Genomic DNA, 16,240 nt, shown 5'->3' with positions numbered 1-16,240 from the left:
CCAGTCTGTTTTTTTGTTCGTCTAAATTTCTTTTTTTCGGTACAATAAGGCTAATGATAACACTAGGAGGAATGGATTGTGAAAAAAGCATTACTTTACGGTAGCTTAATTGGTGCGGGAATTGGTTTTTATGCGTTATTCCGCAACCGACCAGAAACGATTACGATTGAAGAAGAGCTTGCCTTTGATGACGCAGGATTACTTAAAACGACGACTGAGGATGTTTTCTTAATCGCTTCGGATGGACTACCGTTAGCCTTAAGCATTGTTCGACCAACGTATCGTCCTATTAAAGCAGTTGTACAAATCGTGCATGGGATTTTAGAACATCGCAAACGTTATTTGCATTTTGCCAATCATTTAGCAGAAAATGGCTATGCCGTTGTGATTAGTGACAACCGTGGGCATGGCCAATCAGTGAATGAACAATTTGTGTTGGGCCATATGCCGGGTATGACACGAATGGTGGAAGATCAAGCTGAAATCACCCAATTTGTGAAACAACGTTTTGCTCATAAACCTGTCTATCTCTATGGGCATTCTTTTGGTTCGATGTTAGCGCGTGTTTATTTGCAAAAACACGATGCGGAAATTGATAAATTATTATTGACGGGAACGGTTCAATACGAAAAAAATGCGAAGATGGGGTGTTTGATTGCCGAAATTGCGAACAAAGTCGCCGGTGAACATGGTTTCTCTTGGATTTTGAAAAAACTGTCAGATTTTGATTCAAAAGATAAAACGTGGTTAACCAATAGCGAGGAGCATTTAGAAGAGGCGATGAATGATCCGTGGATGATTCCTGGTTATGATAATCGTGGTGTTGCGACAATTTGGCAAACCAATCGTGAACTAAAAAATGTCGCTAATTTTGCTTGCCGTCATCCAGAACTACCTATTTTAAGTATTACTGGTGCCGAAGATCATGACATTACTGGAGGTAATCAAGGGTTATTAGATACTGAAAATACATTGCGTCGGATTGGCTACCACCAGATTGATGTGATTGATTTACCACAGATGAAACATGAAGTGTTAAATGAAGTAGAAAGTCCTGTCGTTTATCAATTAATTGTTGATTTCTTTGACGAAAACTAATTAGAGCAGTTGGAGAACTCAGAATTTTTCTGGGTTCTTTTCCTTTCCAAGTTTTCTTAAGCTTTTTGTTTTTCAATTTTTGGTATGACATAATTAATGGAAAAGAAAGTGGGGGAAAGAAATGTCAGCAAGAAAAGGCATACTCATCGCTAGTGTAGTCTTGGCAGTAGGCGCTATTGGCGGCGGGACGTATTGGTTTTTGCAAGGAGCCAAAGAACGTGAAGTAAAAAAAGTGGCAGATACCTACGTACAAGCCTTAGAAAAAGGCTCGTATGACAAATTGGTTGATTCTTTAAGTCCAACATCCATCAAAAGCAGTGGTTATACGAAAGAAGAAGTCATCAATAAATACCAACTTATTTTTTCTTCCTTACATACTGAAAATGCAAAAGTTTCAGACGTAAAAGTTGAAAAAAACAAGACGAGTACTTGTTATCGTATCATGTGTCATTTGATACATTTTTAGGAGAATTAGAAGATGTTGCTTATCAAACGACAGTCGCGTTTGTCGATGACCAACCGGTGATTGATTGGGCACCTAATCTCATTTTCCCAGATATGACAGGCAAAGATAAAATTAATATTCAAGAAGATACTGCTGAACGTGGTGAAATTATTGACCGTAACGGTGAAAAATTAGCTACCAATCGTGACTACCAACAACTAGGCTTAAATCCTAGTAAATTAGGTGAAGGAACAGCAAAAGAACAGCATTTGAAAGCAATTAGTGAAGCATTTGCAGTTTCTGTCGACCAATTGAACGACGCATTAGCACCAGAATGGGCTCAAGGCGAAGTTTTTGTACCAGTGAAAACATTGTATGGAGAAGAAGAAAGTAATCCTTTAAAAGAATTACCAACCGGTGCGGTGATTGGTCACGTGAAGAAACGTTATTATCCCTTAAAAGAAGCTGCAGCGCATTTAATTGGTTATGTTAGTCAGGTCACGCAAGAAGATATCGAAAAAGATGCTTCTTTAAATGAGAATGATTTGGTCGGCAAATCAGGATTAGAGGCAGTCTTTGATAAGCAATTACGTGGAGAATCCGGCGGTGTCATTGAAGTAGTATCAGAGGATGGCACGGTTAAAAAGGTGTTATTAGAAAAAGAACGCAAAAATGCTGAACCTTTAAAATTAACAATTGATGCACAAACCCAAGAAACAGCTTTTGAAAATCTAAAGAACGCACCGGAGTCGACTGTCGTTATGCAACCACAAACAGGCGATTTACTCGCAACAGTCAGTTCACCCGCTTATGATCCGAATAAAATGATGTTAGGTATGACTCAAAAAGAATACGATGCGTATGCCAATGATAAAAAGTTACCCTTTATGACGCGTTTCACCAATCGCTATGCTCCCGGTTCAACTTTTAAAGTAATTACTGGCGCAATCGGTTTGGATGATGGCGTGATTACGCCTGAAGAAGAACGAGCAATTTCTGGTTTGAAATGGCAAAAAGAGCAAAGTTGGGGTTCGTATGAAGTCACACGAGTGAAAGAAGCATCACCGATTAACTTAGAAAAAGCACTCGTTTATTCCGATAACATTTATTTTGCGCAAAAAACATTAGCTTTAGGCGAAGACAAATTTAGAGAAGGATTATCTAAATTTATTTTTGACGAAGAATTAGACTTGCCATTTTATATGGAACCCGCTTCGATTTCCAATGAAAAATCATTTGCGACGGATATTTTATTAGCTGATACAGGCTATGGACAAGGGGAATTGTTAATTTCTCCTATTCAACAAGCAACCATGTATAGTGTCTTCATGAATGACGGTCAACTGACCTATCCGCGTTTAATGAACTATCAAAAAACAGAAGTCAAAGAGCAAGTGATTTCAAAAAAGGCAGCAACAACCATTCTAACTGATTTGGTTCACAGTGTATCTGATGAAGATGGCTATGTGCATCAATTTTATACGCCTGATTTTGTTTTATCCGCTAAAACAGGAACAGCCGAAATTAAAGAAAAACAAGATACCACCGGAATTGAAAATAGCTTCTTATTGTACTTTGATACAGAAAATAAAGAATTTATGGGCATTACTATGGTGGAAGACGCAAGAGAAAATGGGTCAGCAATTGAGCATAGTGGCGATTTGGTGAACTATTTAGAAAAGAGGGATTAAGTCATAGATGCGCAGGTAAAAAAATATTGGGCAGAATTTTTAGAAAGAACGAATCGAAGTCAGGAAACGGCGTGTTTTGAAGTTTTTTATTTTGATAGTAGTGAACAAGCAGCTAATCAGTTACTAGCGCTTGTATTAGCAGGAAAGAAAACAGCAACGGCTTCTTTGGTAGATGAATATGAGGTCATCCCTCAAGTAGGCGATGTGTCGATTGTGACAGATTATCAAGGCAATCCCGCATGTATCATTGAAACGACCGATGTTCAGCGCATGAAATTTCATGAAATGACAGAAGACATTTGTCAGCGTGAGGGAGAAGACGATACACTGGCATCTTGGCAAAAAAGTCATCGTGCATTTTTTACCGAGCGTAGCAAACATTTAAGTACCACATTCTCTGATGATAGCGAGCTTTTGTTTGAGGATTTTGTCGTCATTTATCAATAAAAAAAACTATCTGAATGGTCACGTATGTGTCTGGATGAACAGCACTGCGTTTTATCATTCAGATAGGTTTTTATAATTTTTGGACAAAATAAGTGAATAACTGTTGCTCGGTGTCAAAGGTGCTACGTGTTAATTCTGGATGCCATTGAATGGCCATAATAGGTAAGTCATTGGCTTCGATTGCTTCAATAATGCCATCCGGTGCGTGGGCAGTGGCGGTAAAGTTTGGTGCTACGTCTTTTATGGTTTGATGATGGTAAGAATTAACCGAATAGGCTTCTGGTAAAAAAGTTGCTAAACGACTAGCGGCTTTGATTTGAACAGGATGTGTCCGTTTGTTCATCTCTGATTCTTGGACATGTTTAATTTTGGTCGGACCAAATAAAGAAATATCTTGATGCAAGGTACCACCAAACGCAACATTTACTAATTGCATACCACGACAAATACCGAAAATCGGTTTACCTTGCTTGATTGCTTCATCAATTAATCTTAGTTCAAATGCATCTCGTTTTTCGTTGATTTCTTCTAAGTAAGGATGAGGTTCTTGGCCGTATAATTTAGGATTGACATCGTGGCCACCTCCTAAGAGTAACTTATCAATTCGTTGAATATATGTTTTTGCGTCTTCGGGTTGTCCTATGGGTAAGACCAGTGGCAAGCCGTCTGCAGCTTGAATACCTTCTACAAAATTACGCGAGGTATAAGAGAGCCAAAACGTCTCACCCATGGTCATTGTGCGTTCGTTTCCTGCAATACCAATAATTGGTTTCAACTGAAAAACCTCCTTGATAAAAATAACTCCTTCTACTTAAGTAGAAGGAGTTGTTGCGAATTAGCGTTCGCGGATAACTTCGATTTTGTATCCATCTGGGTCGATGATGAAGTAATAAGAAGGAGGAACACCTGGTAAACCTTTTAAATCAGTTACGTTGAAGCCAGCTTCTTGATGTTTGGCATGTAACCCTTCAACATCGTCTGATGAAATCGCGATATGGCCGTAACCATCGCCTAAATCATAACCTGGATGATCGTAATTATAAGTCAATTCTAATTCGTAATCATCTCCGGGTAAGGTTAAATAAACTAATGTGAATTTTGCATCTGGGAAATCGCGACGGCGACTTTCTTCAAAACCAAATGCTTTTGTGTAGAAGTCTAACGATGCGTCTAAATCTTTTACACGTACACAAGTGTGTGCCATTTTCATAAATGTCAACATCCTTTCTTATTTCAATACGTTTATTATAACATATCCGATTTTTCTTGATAAGAAAACTGCCCAAATTTCATTCAAATTTTATCTACTATTGAAACTTGTCTGTTGAACGACTATCCGTTACAATCAAAAGAAAACAGTTTTGTAAGGAGGATACTATGGAAAAACCGATTTTTGGAAAAAAAGAAGTTGATAAGGTTTATAAACCACGTTTTGGTGCGTATGTTGTGATTCATCGAGAAAACAAACAAGAAATTATTATTGTACAAGCACCAAATGGGGCATATTTTTTACCCGGTGGAGAAATTGAACAAGGAGAAAACCACTTACAAGCCATTAATCGGGAAATGTTAGAAGAAGTTGGGTTTGAGGTAAAAGTGGGGAATTATCTAGGCGAAGCGTTGGAATATTTTTATTCAAGTCATCGAGACACATATTATGAGCATCCCGGGTATTTTTATGTTGTTGATGCGTGGGAAAAAGTGGCTGAACCAACCGAAACAACAAATGAACTAGCTTGGGTTACGCCAGCGGATGCGATGTTATTGTTAAAACGTGGCAGTCATCGTTGGGCAGTTCAAGAATGGTTAAAAGAACAATAAGAAAGCGGCCATGCTATCCGACTTTTTCATAAAAAATAGCCGAACGATTGAGTGTGCTCCTACAATTCAGTGGAGCCTTGGCGCTAATTCTAGTGAATTAGCGCCTCTCGTGTTACATCGTTCGGCTATTTTTGTGTTTCTTTTAGTTACGCATTTAAAACATAGTTGTTGATGGCTTCTGCTACGCCATGTTCGTCGTTAGATGTTGTTAAAACATCTGCCACTTTTTTTACATTGTCAGTTGCATTGGCCATAGCTACGCCTAAACCAGCGTATTCAATCATTGTGACATCATTTTCGTTATCGCCTAGTGCCATTACTTCAGAACGGTCTAATCCTAAATGTGCGGCTAAACGTTCTAATGCAGCCCCTTTGTGGACTTCTTTATTTAAAATTTCTAAGAAGAAAGGCGCACTTTTCACGACAGTGTATTTTTCCATAAAGCTTTCAGGAATAAGAGGAATAATCTCATCTAAGAAAGCTGGTTCATCAATCATCATCATTTTGATAATAGATAAGTCTTCTGTCATTTCTTCTGGTGTGCGGTATTTCAAAGGCATATTTACTAAAAATGCTTCGTGCACAGTGTAAGGGCTAATGTCACGGTTCGATGTATACATGGTATCTTCTGTTTCTGTGTGTAAATGAACTCCTAATTTACGCGCTAATAATTCAATTTCTAAATAATCATCGTGACTTAATCCAAATTTTGACACGATTTCTTTGTCATGTGTACTTTGCACGAGTGAACCATTATACGTAATCACGTAATCATCTCCACTAAATAAATCTAATTCTTCTAATAAAGATTCGACGCCTGTTAATGGACGCCCTGTACACAAGACAATTTTCACACCTTGTGCTTCGGCTTGTTTCAATGCAGTACGGACTTCGTGTGTTAACTGATGTTGACTGTTTAACAGTGTGCCATCAATGTCGATAGCAATTAATTTGATAGACATGTTTTCCTCCTTGTTATTCAACTAATTCGCCATTGTGAATATGATTGGCAAATTGCTGATATGACTCTCCAAATAAATCATAGTTGTCTTGTGACGATTGGTCAACCATTTCTTTAGGAAAATAAAAACGGTGGTCACCTTGTTCTTGTCCAGCTAAAGCTTTAACTAATGGGCTAACTTTGGACAATTCCATCAATGTGCCATCTTTTTGTTGTAACTCAATTTGTGTGCGATGTTTGTCACGTTTTGGACGGTAGAAATCATACGGTAAATCGAAATTGGAATTAATTCCTGTATAATATTTTGCGTTAAAACCAACTTCCGAGACAATGGCTTTCATTGTATCAATCAAAGCCATTTGCGTATCTGGTTGGAAACGGCAAGATTTTAAAGGTTTACGATTTAAAAAGCGTGCCGCTAAGTCATTTAAAATAGGATCAGTACTATCTAACCAATGATTGAAATACGTATTTAACACCCCATCATCCAAACGCAAATAATCTTCTAAAGAAAAATCTTCTTCTAAAAATGGCAGTAGTAGCTGTGACGTCTTTTCAAAAAAGCGACTGTCTTTTTTATATAAGACATGTGCACGATGTAAGAGGTGCTCTAGCACGACTTCCATGCCACGTGAAGTGGGGTGAAAATAGATTTGGACATACATTTGATAACGACTCACGATATAATCTTCCACAGCGTGCATGCCATTCATCGCAAAAGCAATTCCGCCTTGATAGGGACGAATCACTCGCAAGATACGAGTTAAGTCAAAAGTGCCATATTCGGTGCCGGTAAAGTAGGCATCACGCAACAAGTAATCCATACGGTCCGCATCGATTTGACTTGAAATCATTTGTACGACTTGTGGATTAGGATAAGTCTTCATAATAACACTTGCTACTTTTTCTGGAAATCCTTCTTCCACACGGTTTAAAATTTGGTAAATTTCTGTATCAGGCGAGGTGATAATCGCCACTGTAATCGCTTCGTGGTCAGTATGAAAAATATGTTCAAATGTATGAGAATACGGCCCATGACCGACATCGTGTAATAAAGCTGCGCATAACGCAATTAAACGTTCAGAGTCATCCCAACCATCAGCGATTTTTTCTGTCGAGTAGTTGCGTTTAAAGACATCGCAGATTCGACGTGTAATTTCATAAACGCCTAATGAATGAGAAAAACGGCTATGTTCGGCACCATGGAAGGTAAAAGAAGCGGTACCTAGCTGTTTGATTCGTCGTAAACGTTGAAATTCTTTGGCATTGATTAAATCCCAAATTACTTGATGTTGGACATGTACATATTGGTGAACAGGGTCACGAAATACTTTTTCGATTGGTAGTTTTCGAAATTTATACGGAATAGCCATCACTTAACTCCTTTATTTGTAAATTACGTTGCTGCATACTTGTTAATTTTTTTTGTAGTAATTCGGTATGCAGTGCTTCTTTGACCCATTGTAATGGATCAGTTGCTGTTGGTTGAATCCCTAAGGTTTGAATGAAACGCTCTTTTGTTTGTTGGATGGACATTGGTTGACCCAATACATTTTCAATGGTAGTCATACAAGCAGGATCTACTGCCGGATAGCCATCTGTCCCAAATTTTTCTTCCAAACTTTGTTGGTAAAAATGGCGCACGACTTCGCCACGTTGGTGTTGGTTGCCATTGACACTTAAATACATCATGACTGCCACTCCGTTTTTCACTCGACGTTGCGCAATACCTGCAATTTTTTTGCCATTGACACTTAAATCAAAGGTTCCTGGACAATAAGAATCAACAATTTCGTAGGCATCAATCGTTAATTCAGGAAATGCTTGTTGTGTGACAGCCATCATTTGTTCATAGGCGCTATCTGTGGTCGTTGTTTCCTCACGTGGGAAAATCAATGAGACATTTAAGACTCCTTTATCAGCAATGACACCTAATCCACCAGAGTTTCTAACGACTGGTTGGTAGTTGTGTTGCAGTACTTGTGTAAGCCCTCGTTGCAAATGTGTGACCCGAGTATCTTTCATCCCTAAAATAAATGTCTGGTCGCATTGCCAAAAATGAATCATTTCTTGAGAAGTTACGCTGGCATGTTCTGTAAAGACATCTGTTAAGGCAAAAGGCAAGTAGGCATTGTTTTCCGTAAATATTGCTTGGTCAAATAATTGCTTCATGATAAGTTTCCTTCTTTAATTAATTGTTTTCTTTCATTATATACGAAAATATTTTGAAAACACGTGAAAAACATTCCAACAGTTTGTTTTATTGACAAATAAGCTGAAAATGTGAACAATATAAAAGAATAGTAGAGGAGGGAAGAACGTGGATTTAACAAAAGGCGTACCTGTTGCCATACGTTTGAAAACAGAAGTGACTCAAAACAATGAATTCCAAGAATTTTTATTCGATTTACAAGGACAAGTGGTTAAGATGGGAGATACTCTTTATATTCGTTATAAAGAAGTCCAAGATGACCAGTCAGAAATTCCTGTAACAATGAAAATTTCACCAGATGGAACGATTCAATTAATTCGTTCAGGTGAAATGCGTCTGCGTTTAAAATTTGTTTATCGCGAAAAAGCAGATACGAGTTATCAAACTCCATATGGCGTGATGTTTTTCAGTACATACACCAGTAATCTTCATTTTAGTTTAAAAGACCAACCGACTTCTGGAAAAGTGTCTGTGGATTACGATTTATTTACAGCGGGCGATAAAATCGGTGAGTATAAACTCTCATTAGAATTTACTGCTTGATTTTTGATGTTTTTTATCAGAATAAATTGCTTTTTTGCAAACATTTTTGTATGATTAGACGTAGACTGTGAAAGGACGTGTCCCGATTGGAAATTAATGTATTTGAAGGTGTAAATAGAAACGAATTGTCCATGATTGAAGTTGCCGGTGCAATTTTATCTCAAAAAGGCGATGTAATGGATTTTTCAGATTTAGTAAATGAGATTCAAACGTATTTAGGAAAATCTGATAGTGATATTCGTGATTCATTGGCGCAGTTTTATACAGACTTAAACATTGATGGTAGTTTCATTTCTTTAGGTGATAATCGTTGGGGCTTACGTTCATGGTATGCCATTGATTCGATTGACGAAGAAGTAAACCATGGAATTGACGAAGACGACGAAGATGCACCACGCCGTCGTAAACGTAAGAAAGTAAATGCCTTCATTAGTGATGATGAAGATGCAATTGACTACAACGATGATGATCCAGAAGATACAGATCTAACTGATGAAGACGATGATGATGATTTATTTGATGATGACGATGAAGATGAAGAAATCGCAGCATACAACTCTGATTTACAAGAAATCGGCGCAACAAATGACGATGATGAAGAAGAACTTCCTGGAAGTATTGAAGAAGACTTAACAATCATTGACGATGATGACGACGATGAATTTGATGAAGAAGACGAAGAATTATAATCGTAAGAAAATCCAAAGAGCTTATTAAAAGCTTTTTGGATTTTTTTGTCTTGAGGTTGTTGCTGTTATTCTCTTTAAGAATTGTGTATGATGAGGGAAATGAACAATAGCCCTCTCTAATTAAAGAGAAGGCTATCTGACGAATCAATATGTTTATTCTAAAGTTGATAACTATTACTAAAAATTAACTATTTCTCATTTAAACGATGTATTCCCTAACCTCTAATACATCCTTGTAACTCTGTAGTTACGCCAGTTTGAATAAATTTCTTAAAAACAAATTAAAGTGTTGCATAAAAATATCTTTCGCGTTTCTACAGTATAACATATTTTATAAGAAAAAGAAAACAGCTCGGCACTTGCTGAGCTGTTTTCTTAGGTCTGTTTTTGCGTTTTATTAGGCTTTCAAGTATACTGTAATCAGTTACAAAACGCACCTTAAGGGAATCGAACCCCTGTCTCAAGAACCGGAATCTTGCGTGATATCCACTACACTAAAGGTGCTGAACACTTTACATAGTTTAGCGAACTTTAAGAAAAAAAACAAGGGGAAATTCAAAATGAAATTCGAGCAACAGTTTTCACAACAACAAAAACAAACCCAAAAACTAGCGATGACGCAGAAATTGCAGCAATCGATTCAAGTTTTACAATTTTCAACAGAAGAATTATCTAACTTTATTGACAATCAAGCATTAGAAAACCCACTATTAGATGTCACACAACCGAATTATACATCGAATTATTCCAAACCGCGTACATCCACCGGCACTGAAATGAATCGTTTGAATCAAATTCCCGATACAACCATCTCTTTATTTGAACATTTGATTGATCAAATTCATTTAAATTATCGTGATACATATTTACGGACACTTGTTCTTTATTTAGTTGAGTACATTGATTTGAATGGTTATCTCACAATTTCGTTAGATGAAGCAGTGGCGAAAACAGGTGGGACACCCATTCAACTACTAGATGCGTTAACGCTTATTCAACAATTAGAACCAGCAGGAGTAGGAGCGCGCAATCTTCAAGAATGTTTAATGTTACAAACAGAGCGTGATAACTATGCACCAGAAATTGCATATCTATTATTGGAAGAATATTTTATTGAATTAGTCGAGCGTAAATGGGACAGCATTGCTAAAAAATTGTTGATTTCATTGGCTGACGTTCAAAAAGTGTTTGATTACATTCAGACGTTAACGCCAGCACCAGGTGCAATTTTTGGTTCAACAGAAGGGTTGTATATCATTCCTGATTTAACCGTTAAAGTTGAAGAACAACAAGTGACAGTTTTTTCTAACCGCAGCGGGATGCCCGAAATTAAATTTCAGCAAAATTATTTTGAACAAATGAAACAAAGTGGAGATCCTGATGTTTTGAAATATCTGAAAGACAAGCAGCAAGATTTTGAATGGTTGAAAAAAACAGTTGAACAACGTGGCGATACCATTTTTAATGTGGGGAAAGCAATTGTTGAAAGACAACAAGAATTCTTTTTAAATAAAGAACATCCGATAAAACCATTAATTTTAAAAGATATTTCAGAAGAATTAGCCATCCATGAATCCACCGTTAGTCGCGCAGTGAATGGCAAATATTTAGAAACAGACTTCGGTGTATTTGAATTAAAACATTTCTTCAGCCAAAAATTAGCTTCTGATGATGGGGAACGCTCGACCAATGATGTCAAACATCGTTTACAAGCATTAGTGGATGCTGAGAACAAAGCCAAGCCACTTTCTGATCAAAAATTAGTCGATCTATTGAACGAAGAAGGCATTGATATTTCACGAAGAACGGTCGCAAAATACCGCGATTTATTAAAAATTCCATCTTCTGCTAAACGTAAAAGATACGATGAGGCATAAGGATTGGGAAGGGTTTCATGAGTTTTCTGTGAAATCCTCCTTTTTTGTGATAAATTAAAGAAAATTCGGGAATTTTTATTTTTTTCTTCGGGTATTAGTTGATAAATAAAAAAGAACATGCTAGAATTATTTGTGTAAGGAATTGGTACTGAAAAAGTAAATTCGCTTTTTTTTACAACACATGGGTCATATTAAGTCTATCTAGGACGAAAGATGTCCAACGGAGGTTGCATATGCTTGATGAAATAAAATTGATTGAAGCTATTGCTCCAGATATTTTGACGGTTCTTCAAGAAAGATACCGAATTTTGCAAAATGTTTACTGGATGCAACCCATCGGTCGACGGACGTTGGCTGAAAGTTTAGATTTAACAGAACGCGTGTTGCGAACAGAAACGGATGTACTGAAACGTCTGAAATTGATTGAATCTTCAAAAAGCGGCATGATGTTAACACCAAAAGGCGAAGATATTTATAATCAATTAGGAAGTATGATGGACCAATTATTTGAAATGCACCAGATTGAAAAGCGATTAGCGAGTTATTTTGGGATTGCACGTTGTTTGATTACAGGTGGCGATAGCGATCAACAAATAAAAGTAATTAGCGAATTTGGTCACCTTCTTTATGAAGCGTTGGACGATAATCTGCCAAATGGGAAAAACATCATTGCTGTGATGGGTGGTACCACGATGGCGCAAGTTGCCAGTGAACTTTCTAGTTTAGAAACAGAGCAACGAGAAAATTTATTCGTACCCGCAAGAGGAGGCATTGGAGAAGCAGTTAGTGTACAAGCAAATTCTGTTAGTGCAGAAATGGCAATCCAAACCAATGGTAAGTATCGCGCATTATATGTGCCGGAACAATTAAGTATTGCGACATATAATTCACTGATGCAAGAACCTTCTATCTTAGAAGTTCTAAATTTAATAAGCGAAGCGAACTGTGTGATTCACAGTATCGGAAAAGCTTTGCACATGGCTGCTCGACGAAAAATGACGGAAGAAGAGATTTTTATGCTGAAACGCAAAAATGCGGTTGCTGAATCTTTCGGATACTTTTTTGATGAAGAAGGGCAAGTCGTTTACAAAATCCCTCGAATAGGTTTACAATTAAAAGACATACAGAATATCCCTTACGTATTCGCCATTGCCGGTGGGAGAAGTAAAGCAAAAGCTATACGCGCTTATATGAAAAATGCACCAAAACAAACGTGGCTCATCACAGATGAAGCTGCCGCAAATGAGATTTTAAGAGGGGCGACCCTTTAAAATAAAATTTTTTTATGATTTTCATAAGGAGGAAATCTTAAATGACAGTTAAAGTAGGTATTAATGGATTTGGACGTATCGGACGCTTAGCTTTCCGTCGTATCCAAGATGTAGAAGGAATCGAAGTGGTTGCAATCAACGACTTAACAGATGCTAAAATGTTAGCACACTTGTTAAAATATGATACAACTCAAGGACGTTTCAACGGTACTGTTGAAGTTCACGAAGGTTCTTTTGATGTTAACGGTAAAGAAGTGAAAGTTTTAGCTAACCGCAACCCTGAAGAATTACCATGGGGCGATCTAGGCGTAGATATCGTTCTAGAATGTACTGGTTTCTTTACATCAAAAACTGCTGCTGAAAAACACTTGGCTGCTGGCGCTAAACGTGTTGTTATCTCAGCTCCTGGTGGAGACGATGTACCAACAATCGTTTACAACACAAACCATGAAACTCTAACTGGAGAAGAAACAGTTATTTCTGGTGCTTCATGTACTACTAACTGCCTAGCTCCAATGGCTAAAGCTTTACACGACAACTTTGGTGTTGTTGAAGGCTTAATGACAACTATCCACGGTTACACTGGTGACCAAAATACATTGGATGCTCCACATCCTAAAGGCGATTTCCGTCGTGCACGTGCTGCAGCTGCGAACATCGTTCCTAACTCAACTGGCGCTGCTAAAGCTATCGGCTTAGTAATTCCAGAATTAAACGGTAAATTAGACGGTTCTGCACAACGTGTTCCAGTTCCAACTGGTTCATTAACTGAATTAGTAACAGTTCTTGACAAACAAGTAACTGCTGATGAAGTAAATGCAGTAATGGCTAAAGCAGCTAACGAATCTTATGGTTACACTGAAGACGAAATCGTATCTTCTGATATCGTGGGTATTACTTACGGATCATTATTTGATGCTACTCAAACTCGTGTAATGACAGTTGGCGACAAACAATTAGTTAAAACTGTTTCATGGTATGACAATGAAATGTCATACACTGCACAATTAGTACGTACTTTAGAATACTTCGCTAATTTATAAGATAGTCCAACTATCTAAATTTGCAGTATCAAAGCGGGGAAGCGACGCGCTTCTCCGCTTTTTTTAAAGAGAAAGACCCATATTAGGAGGCAATTTCATGGCTAAAAAGACTGTACAAGATATTGATTTAAAAGGTAAAAAAGTTCTTGTCCGTGTTGACTTCAACGTTCCATTGAAAGATGGCGTAATTACTGATGATACACGTATCAAAGCAGCTTTACCAACAATCAACTATGTATTAGACCAAGGTGGAAAAGCAATTCTATTTTCTCACTTAGGACGTGTAAAAACAGAAGAAGATAAAGCTGGTAAATCTTTAGCACCTGTTGCAGATCGTTTAGGCGAATTACTTGGCAAAGAAGTAACATTCGTTCCTGAAACTCGTGGTGAAGCATTGGAAGCTGCAATCAACAACTTAGAAGACGGTGGCGTAGTTGTCTTTGAAAACACACGTTTTGAAGATGTAGATGGTAAAAAAGAAAGCAAAAATGATTCTGAATTAGGTAAATACTGGGCATCATTAGGTGACGTATTTGTAAACGATGCGTTTGGTACAGCTCACCGTGCACATGCTTCTAACGTAGGAATCGCTTCAACAGGAATTCCAACAGTAGCTGGATTCTTAATGGAAAAAGAAATCAAATTTATCGGTGAAGCAGTTGAAGAACCTAAACGCCCAATGGTGGCAATTTTAGGTGGCGCAAAAGTTTCAGATAAAATTGGTGTTATCGAAAACTTAATTCCTAAAGCAGATAAAATTCTTATCGGTGGTGGAATGACGTATACATTCTATCGCGCTAAAGGAATTGAAATCGGTAAATCATTAGTTGAAGCAGATAAAGTTGATTTAGCAAAAGAATTAATTGAAAAAGCTGGCGATAAATTAGTATTACCAGTTGATTCAGTAACTGCTGCTGAATTTTCTAACGATGTACCTACTGAAATTCATGAAGGTGCAGTACCAGAAGATCAAATGGGCTTAGATATTGGTCCTAAATCAGTTGAATTATTTAGCGATATCTTAAAAGATGCAAAAACAGTTGTTTGGAACGGTCCTATGGGTGTGTTTGAAATGTCTAATTTTGCTAAAGGAACAATTGGTGTTTGTGAAGCAATTGCGAACCTAGAAGATGCTACAACAATTATCGGTGGAGGAGATTCTGCAGCAGCAGCTGAACAATTAGGCTTTGCAGATAAATTTACTCATATCTCTACTGGTGGTGGCGCAAGCTTAGAATTATTAGAAGGTAAAGAATTACCTGGCTTGGCAGCAATCAACGATAAATAATCAATCTTTTCATTCGTAGGGATAGCCATTTCTACGAATGAACCAATTGAAAAAGGAGTGTCATATAAATGCGTAAACCGATTATCGCAGGTAACTGGAAAATGAACTTAACAGCGTCAGAAGCAAAAGCTTTTGCAGAAGCTGTAAAAAACAATATCCCTGGCAACGACAAAGTAGATTCAGTGATTGGTTCTCCAGCACTATTTTTAGAAACATTAGTAGATGCTGCTAAAGGAACTGATTTAAAAATCGCTGCGCAAAACTGTTACTGGGAAAATTCAGGAGCATTCACAGGTGAAACTTCACCAGCTGCATTAGCAGATTTAGGTGTAGACTATGTTATCATTGGTCACTCAGAACGCCGCGAATACTTCCATGAAACAGACGAAGAAATCAACAAAAAAGCAAAAGCTATTTTTGCAAATGGTATGACACCAATTTTATGTTGTGGTGAATCTTTAGAAACATATGAAGCAGAAAAAACTGCTGAATGGATCGAAGGACAAATCACTGCTGGTTTAGCTGATTTAACAGATGAACAAGTAAGCAACTTAGTTATTGCTTATGAACCAATCTGGGCAATCGGTACTGGTAAATCTGCTGATGCAACAATCGCAGATGATATTTGTGGCGTTGTACGTCAAACAGTTGAAAAACTTTATGGTGGCGAAGTAGCTGCAAAAGTTCGTATTCAATATGGTGGTTCTGTTAAACCAGAAAACATCGCTGAATACATGGCAAAAGAAAACGTTGATGGTGCTTTAGTAGGTGGCGCAAGCTTACAAACTGATTCATTCTTAGCTTTATTAGATGCTGTGAAATAATTCATTTTTATTTCGAATTTTATTTGCAGT

General features: G+C 37.5%; 15 protein-coding genes, 1 tRNA gene and 1 pseudogene. 11 read left to right on the top strand and 6 right to left on the bottom strand.

Features of this window, described 5'->3' with window-relative positions:
- Positions 1-78: 78 nt before the first annotated feature.
- The 3 genes and pseudogenes from PYW32_RS09425 (at position 79) to PYW32_RS09410 (ending at position 3,681) form a co-directional block, all read left to right on the top strand.
- Positions 79-1,098: an alpha/beta fold hydrolase gene (locus PYW32_RS09425; protein WP_016174548.1), complete on the top strand. Its 1,020-nt coding sequence runs from the start codon at positions 79-81 to the stop codon at positions 1,096-1,098.
- Positions 1,099-1,219: 121 nt separating this feature from the next.
- Positions 1,220-3,234 (top strand): annotated as a pseudogene (gene pbp4, locus PYW32_RS09415) (penicillin-binding protein PBP4(5)).
- A 3-nt stretch (positions 3,235-3,237) separates the two neighbouring features.
- Positions 3,238-3,681, top strand: a complete 444-nt coding sequence (locus PYW32_RS09410) for an ASCH domain-containing protein (RefSeq protein WP_071859181.1) — start codon at positions 3,238-3,240, stop codon at positions 3,679-3,681.
- A 70-nt stretch (positions 3,682-3,751) separates the two neighbouring features.
- On the opposite strand, the gene PYW32_RS09405 is transcribed toward PYW32_RS09410, so the two are convergent.
- Together PYW32_RS09405 and gloA are read right to left on the bottom strand one after the other, a co-directional pair.
- The gene (locus PYW32_RS09405) at positions 3,752-4,456 is read right to left on the bottom strand and encodes a gamma-glutamyl-gamma-aminobutyrate hydrolase family protein (protein WP_016174552.1); all 705 of its coding nucleotides are present in this window, start codon (positions 4,454-4,456) and stop codon (positions 3,752-3,754) included.
- Between the two features lie 60 nt (positions 4,457-4,516).
- A complete protein-coding gene (gloA, locus tag PYW32_RS09400; RefSeq protein WP_016174553.1) occupies positions 4,517-4,891 on the bottom strand; it encodes a lactoylglutathione lyase in 375 nt (124 codons plus the stop codon).
- A gap of 167 nt (positions 4,892-5,058) precedes the next feature.
- On the opposite strand from gloA, the gene PYW32_RS09395 reads away from it, so the two are divergent.
- Positions 5,059-5,502: an NUDIX hydrolase gene (locus PYW32_RS09395; RefSeq protein ID WP_016174554.1), complete on the top strand. Its 444-nt coding sequence runs from the start codon at positions 5,059-5,061 to the stop codon at positions 5,500-5,502.
- Between the two features lie 146 nt (positions 5,503-5,648).
- Here the strand turns inward: PYW32_RS09395 and yidA are convergent, their stop codons facing one another.
- Genes yidA through PYW32_RS09380 form a run of 3 tightly spaced genes read right to left on the bottom strand, consistent with a single transcriptional unit; the run spans position 5,649 to position 8,635 of the window.
- Positions 5,649-6,464: a sugar-phosphatase gene (gene yidA, locus PYW32_RS09390; RefSeq protein ID WP_016174555.1), complete on the bottom strand. Its 816-nt coding sequence runs from the start codon at positions 6,462-6,464 to the stop codon at positions 5,649-5,651.
- A gap of 13 nt (positions 6,465-6,477) precedes the next feature.
- On the bottom strand, positions 6,478-7,836 hold the full coding sequence (locus tag PYW32_RS09385; RefSeq protein WP_016174556.1) for an HD domain-containing protein: 1,359 nt from the start codon (positions 7,834-7,836) through the stop codon (positions 6,478-6,480).
- Positions 7,820-8,635, bottom strand: coding sequence for a lipoate--protein ligase family protein (locus PYW32_RS09380; protein ID WP_016174557.1), 816 nt, complete (start codon positions 8,633-8,635; stop codon positions 7,820-7,822). Before PYW32_RS09380 ends, PYW32_RS09385 begins: the two co-directional genes overlap by 17 nt.
- Before the next feature lie 148 nt (positions 8,636-8,783).
- Here PYW32_RS09380 and PYW32_RS09375 point away from each other — a divergent pair, with 148 nt between their 5' ends.
- On the top strand, positions 8,784-9,218 hold the full coding sequence (locus PYW32_RS09375; RefSeq protein ID WP_016174558.1) for a YwiB family protein: 435 nt from the start codon (positions 8,784-8,786) through the stop codon (positions 9,216-9,218).
- A gap of 86 nt (positions 9,219-9,304) precedes the next feature.
- On the top strand, positions 9,305-9,907 hold the full coding sequence (gene rpoE, locus PYW32_RS09370) for a DNA-directed RNA polymerase subunit delta (RefSeq protein ID WP_016174559.1): 603 nt from the start codon (positions 9,305-9,307) through the stop codon (positions 9,905-9,907).
- Positions 9,908-10,339: 432 nt separating this feature from the next.
- Here rpoE and PYW32_RS09365 read toward each other — a convergent pair.
- Positions 10,340-10,411, bottom strand: a tRNA-Arg gene (locus PYW32_RS09365).
- A 56-nt stretch (positions 10,412-10,467) separates the two neighbouring features.
- Here PYW32_RS09365 and rpoN point away from each other — a divergent pair.
- The 5 genes from rpoN to tpiA all read left to right on the top strand — a co-directional run bounded on the left by rpoN (position 10,468) and on the right by tpiA (position 16,210).
- On the top strand, positions 10,468-11,784 hold the full coding sequence (gene rpoN, locus PYW32_RS09360) for an RNA polymerase factor sigma-54 (RefSeq protein WP_016174560.1): 1,317 nt from the start codon (positions 10,468-10,470) through the stop codon (positions 11,782-11,784).
- A 233-nt stretch (positions 11,785-12,017) separates the two neighbouring features.
- A complete protein-coding gene (locus PYW32_RS09355; protein ID WP_016174561.1) occupies positions 12,018-13,055 on the top strand; it encodes a sugar-binding transcriptional regulator in 1,038 nt (345 codons plus the stop codon).
- A 41-nt stretch (positions 13,056-13,096) separates the two neighbouring features.
- The gene (gap, locus tag PYW32_RS09350; protein WP_016174562.1) at positions 13,097-14,098 is read left to right on the top strand and encodes a type I glyceraldehyde-3-phosphate dehydrogenase; all 1,002 of its coding nucleotides are present in this window, start codon (positions 13,097-13,099) and stop codon (positions 14,096-14,098) included.
- A 97-nt stretch (positions 14,099-14,195) separates the two neighbouring features.
- The gene (locus PYW32_RS09345; protein WP_016174563.1) at positions 14,196-15,386 is read left to right on the top strand and encodes a phosphoglycerate kinase; all 1,191 of its coding nucleotides are present in this window, start codon (positions 14,196-14,198) and stop codon (positions 15,384-15,386) included.
- A 68-nt stretch (positions 15,387-15,454) separates the two neighbouring features.
- A complete protein-coding gene (gene tpiA / locus PYW32_RS09340) occupies positions 15,455-16,210 on the top strand; it encodes a triose-phosphate isomerase (protein WP_016174564.1) in 756 nt (251 codons plus the stop codon).
- Positions 16,211-16,240: the final 30 nt, after the last annotated feature.

This window comes from Enterococcus saccharolyticus subsp. saccharolyticus, assembly GCF_029023825.1.
In the GTDB taxonomy this organism is placed as follows: domain Bacteria; phylum Bacillota; class Bacilli; order Lactobacillales; family Enterococcaceae; genus Enterococcus_F; species Enterococcus_F saccharolyticus.
The sequence above is the reverse complement of the archived record's forward strand: the minus strand, read 5'-3'. Positions and strand labels throughout refer to the sequence as shown.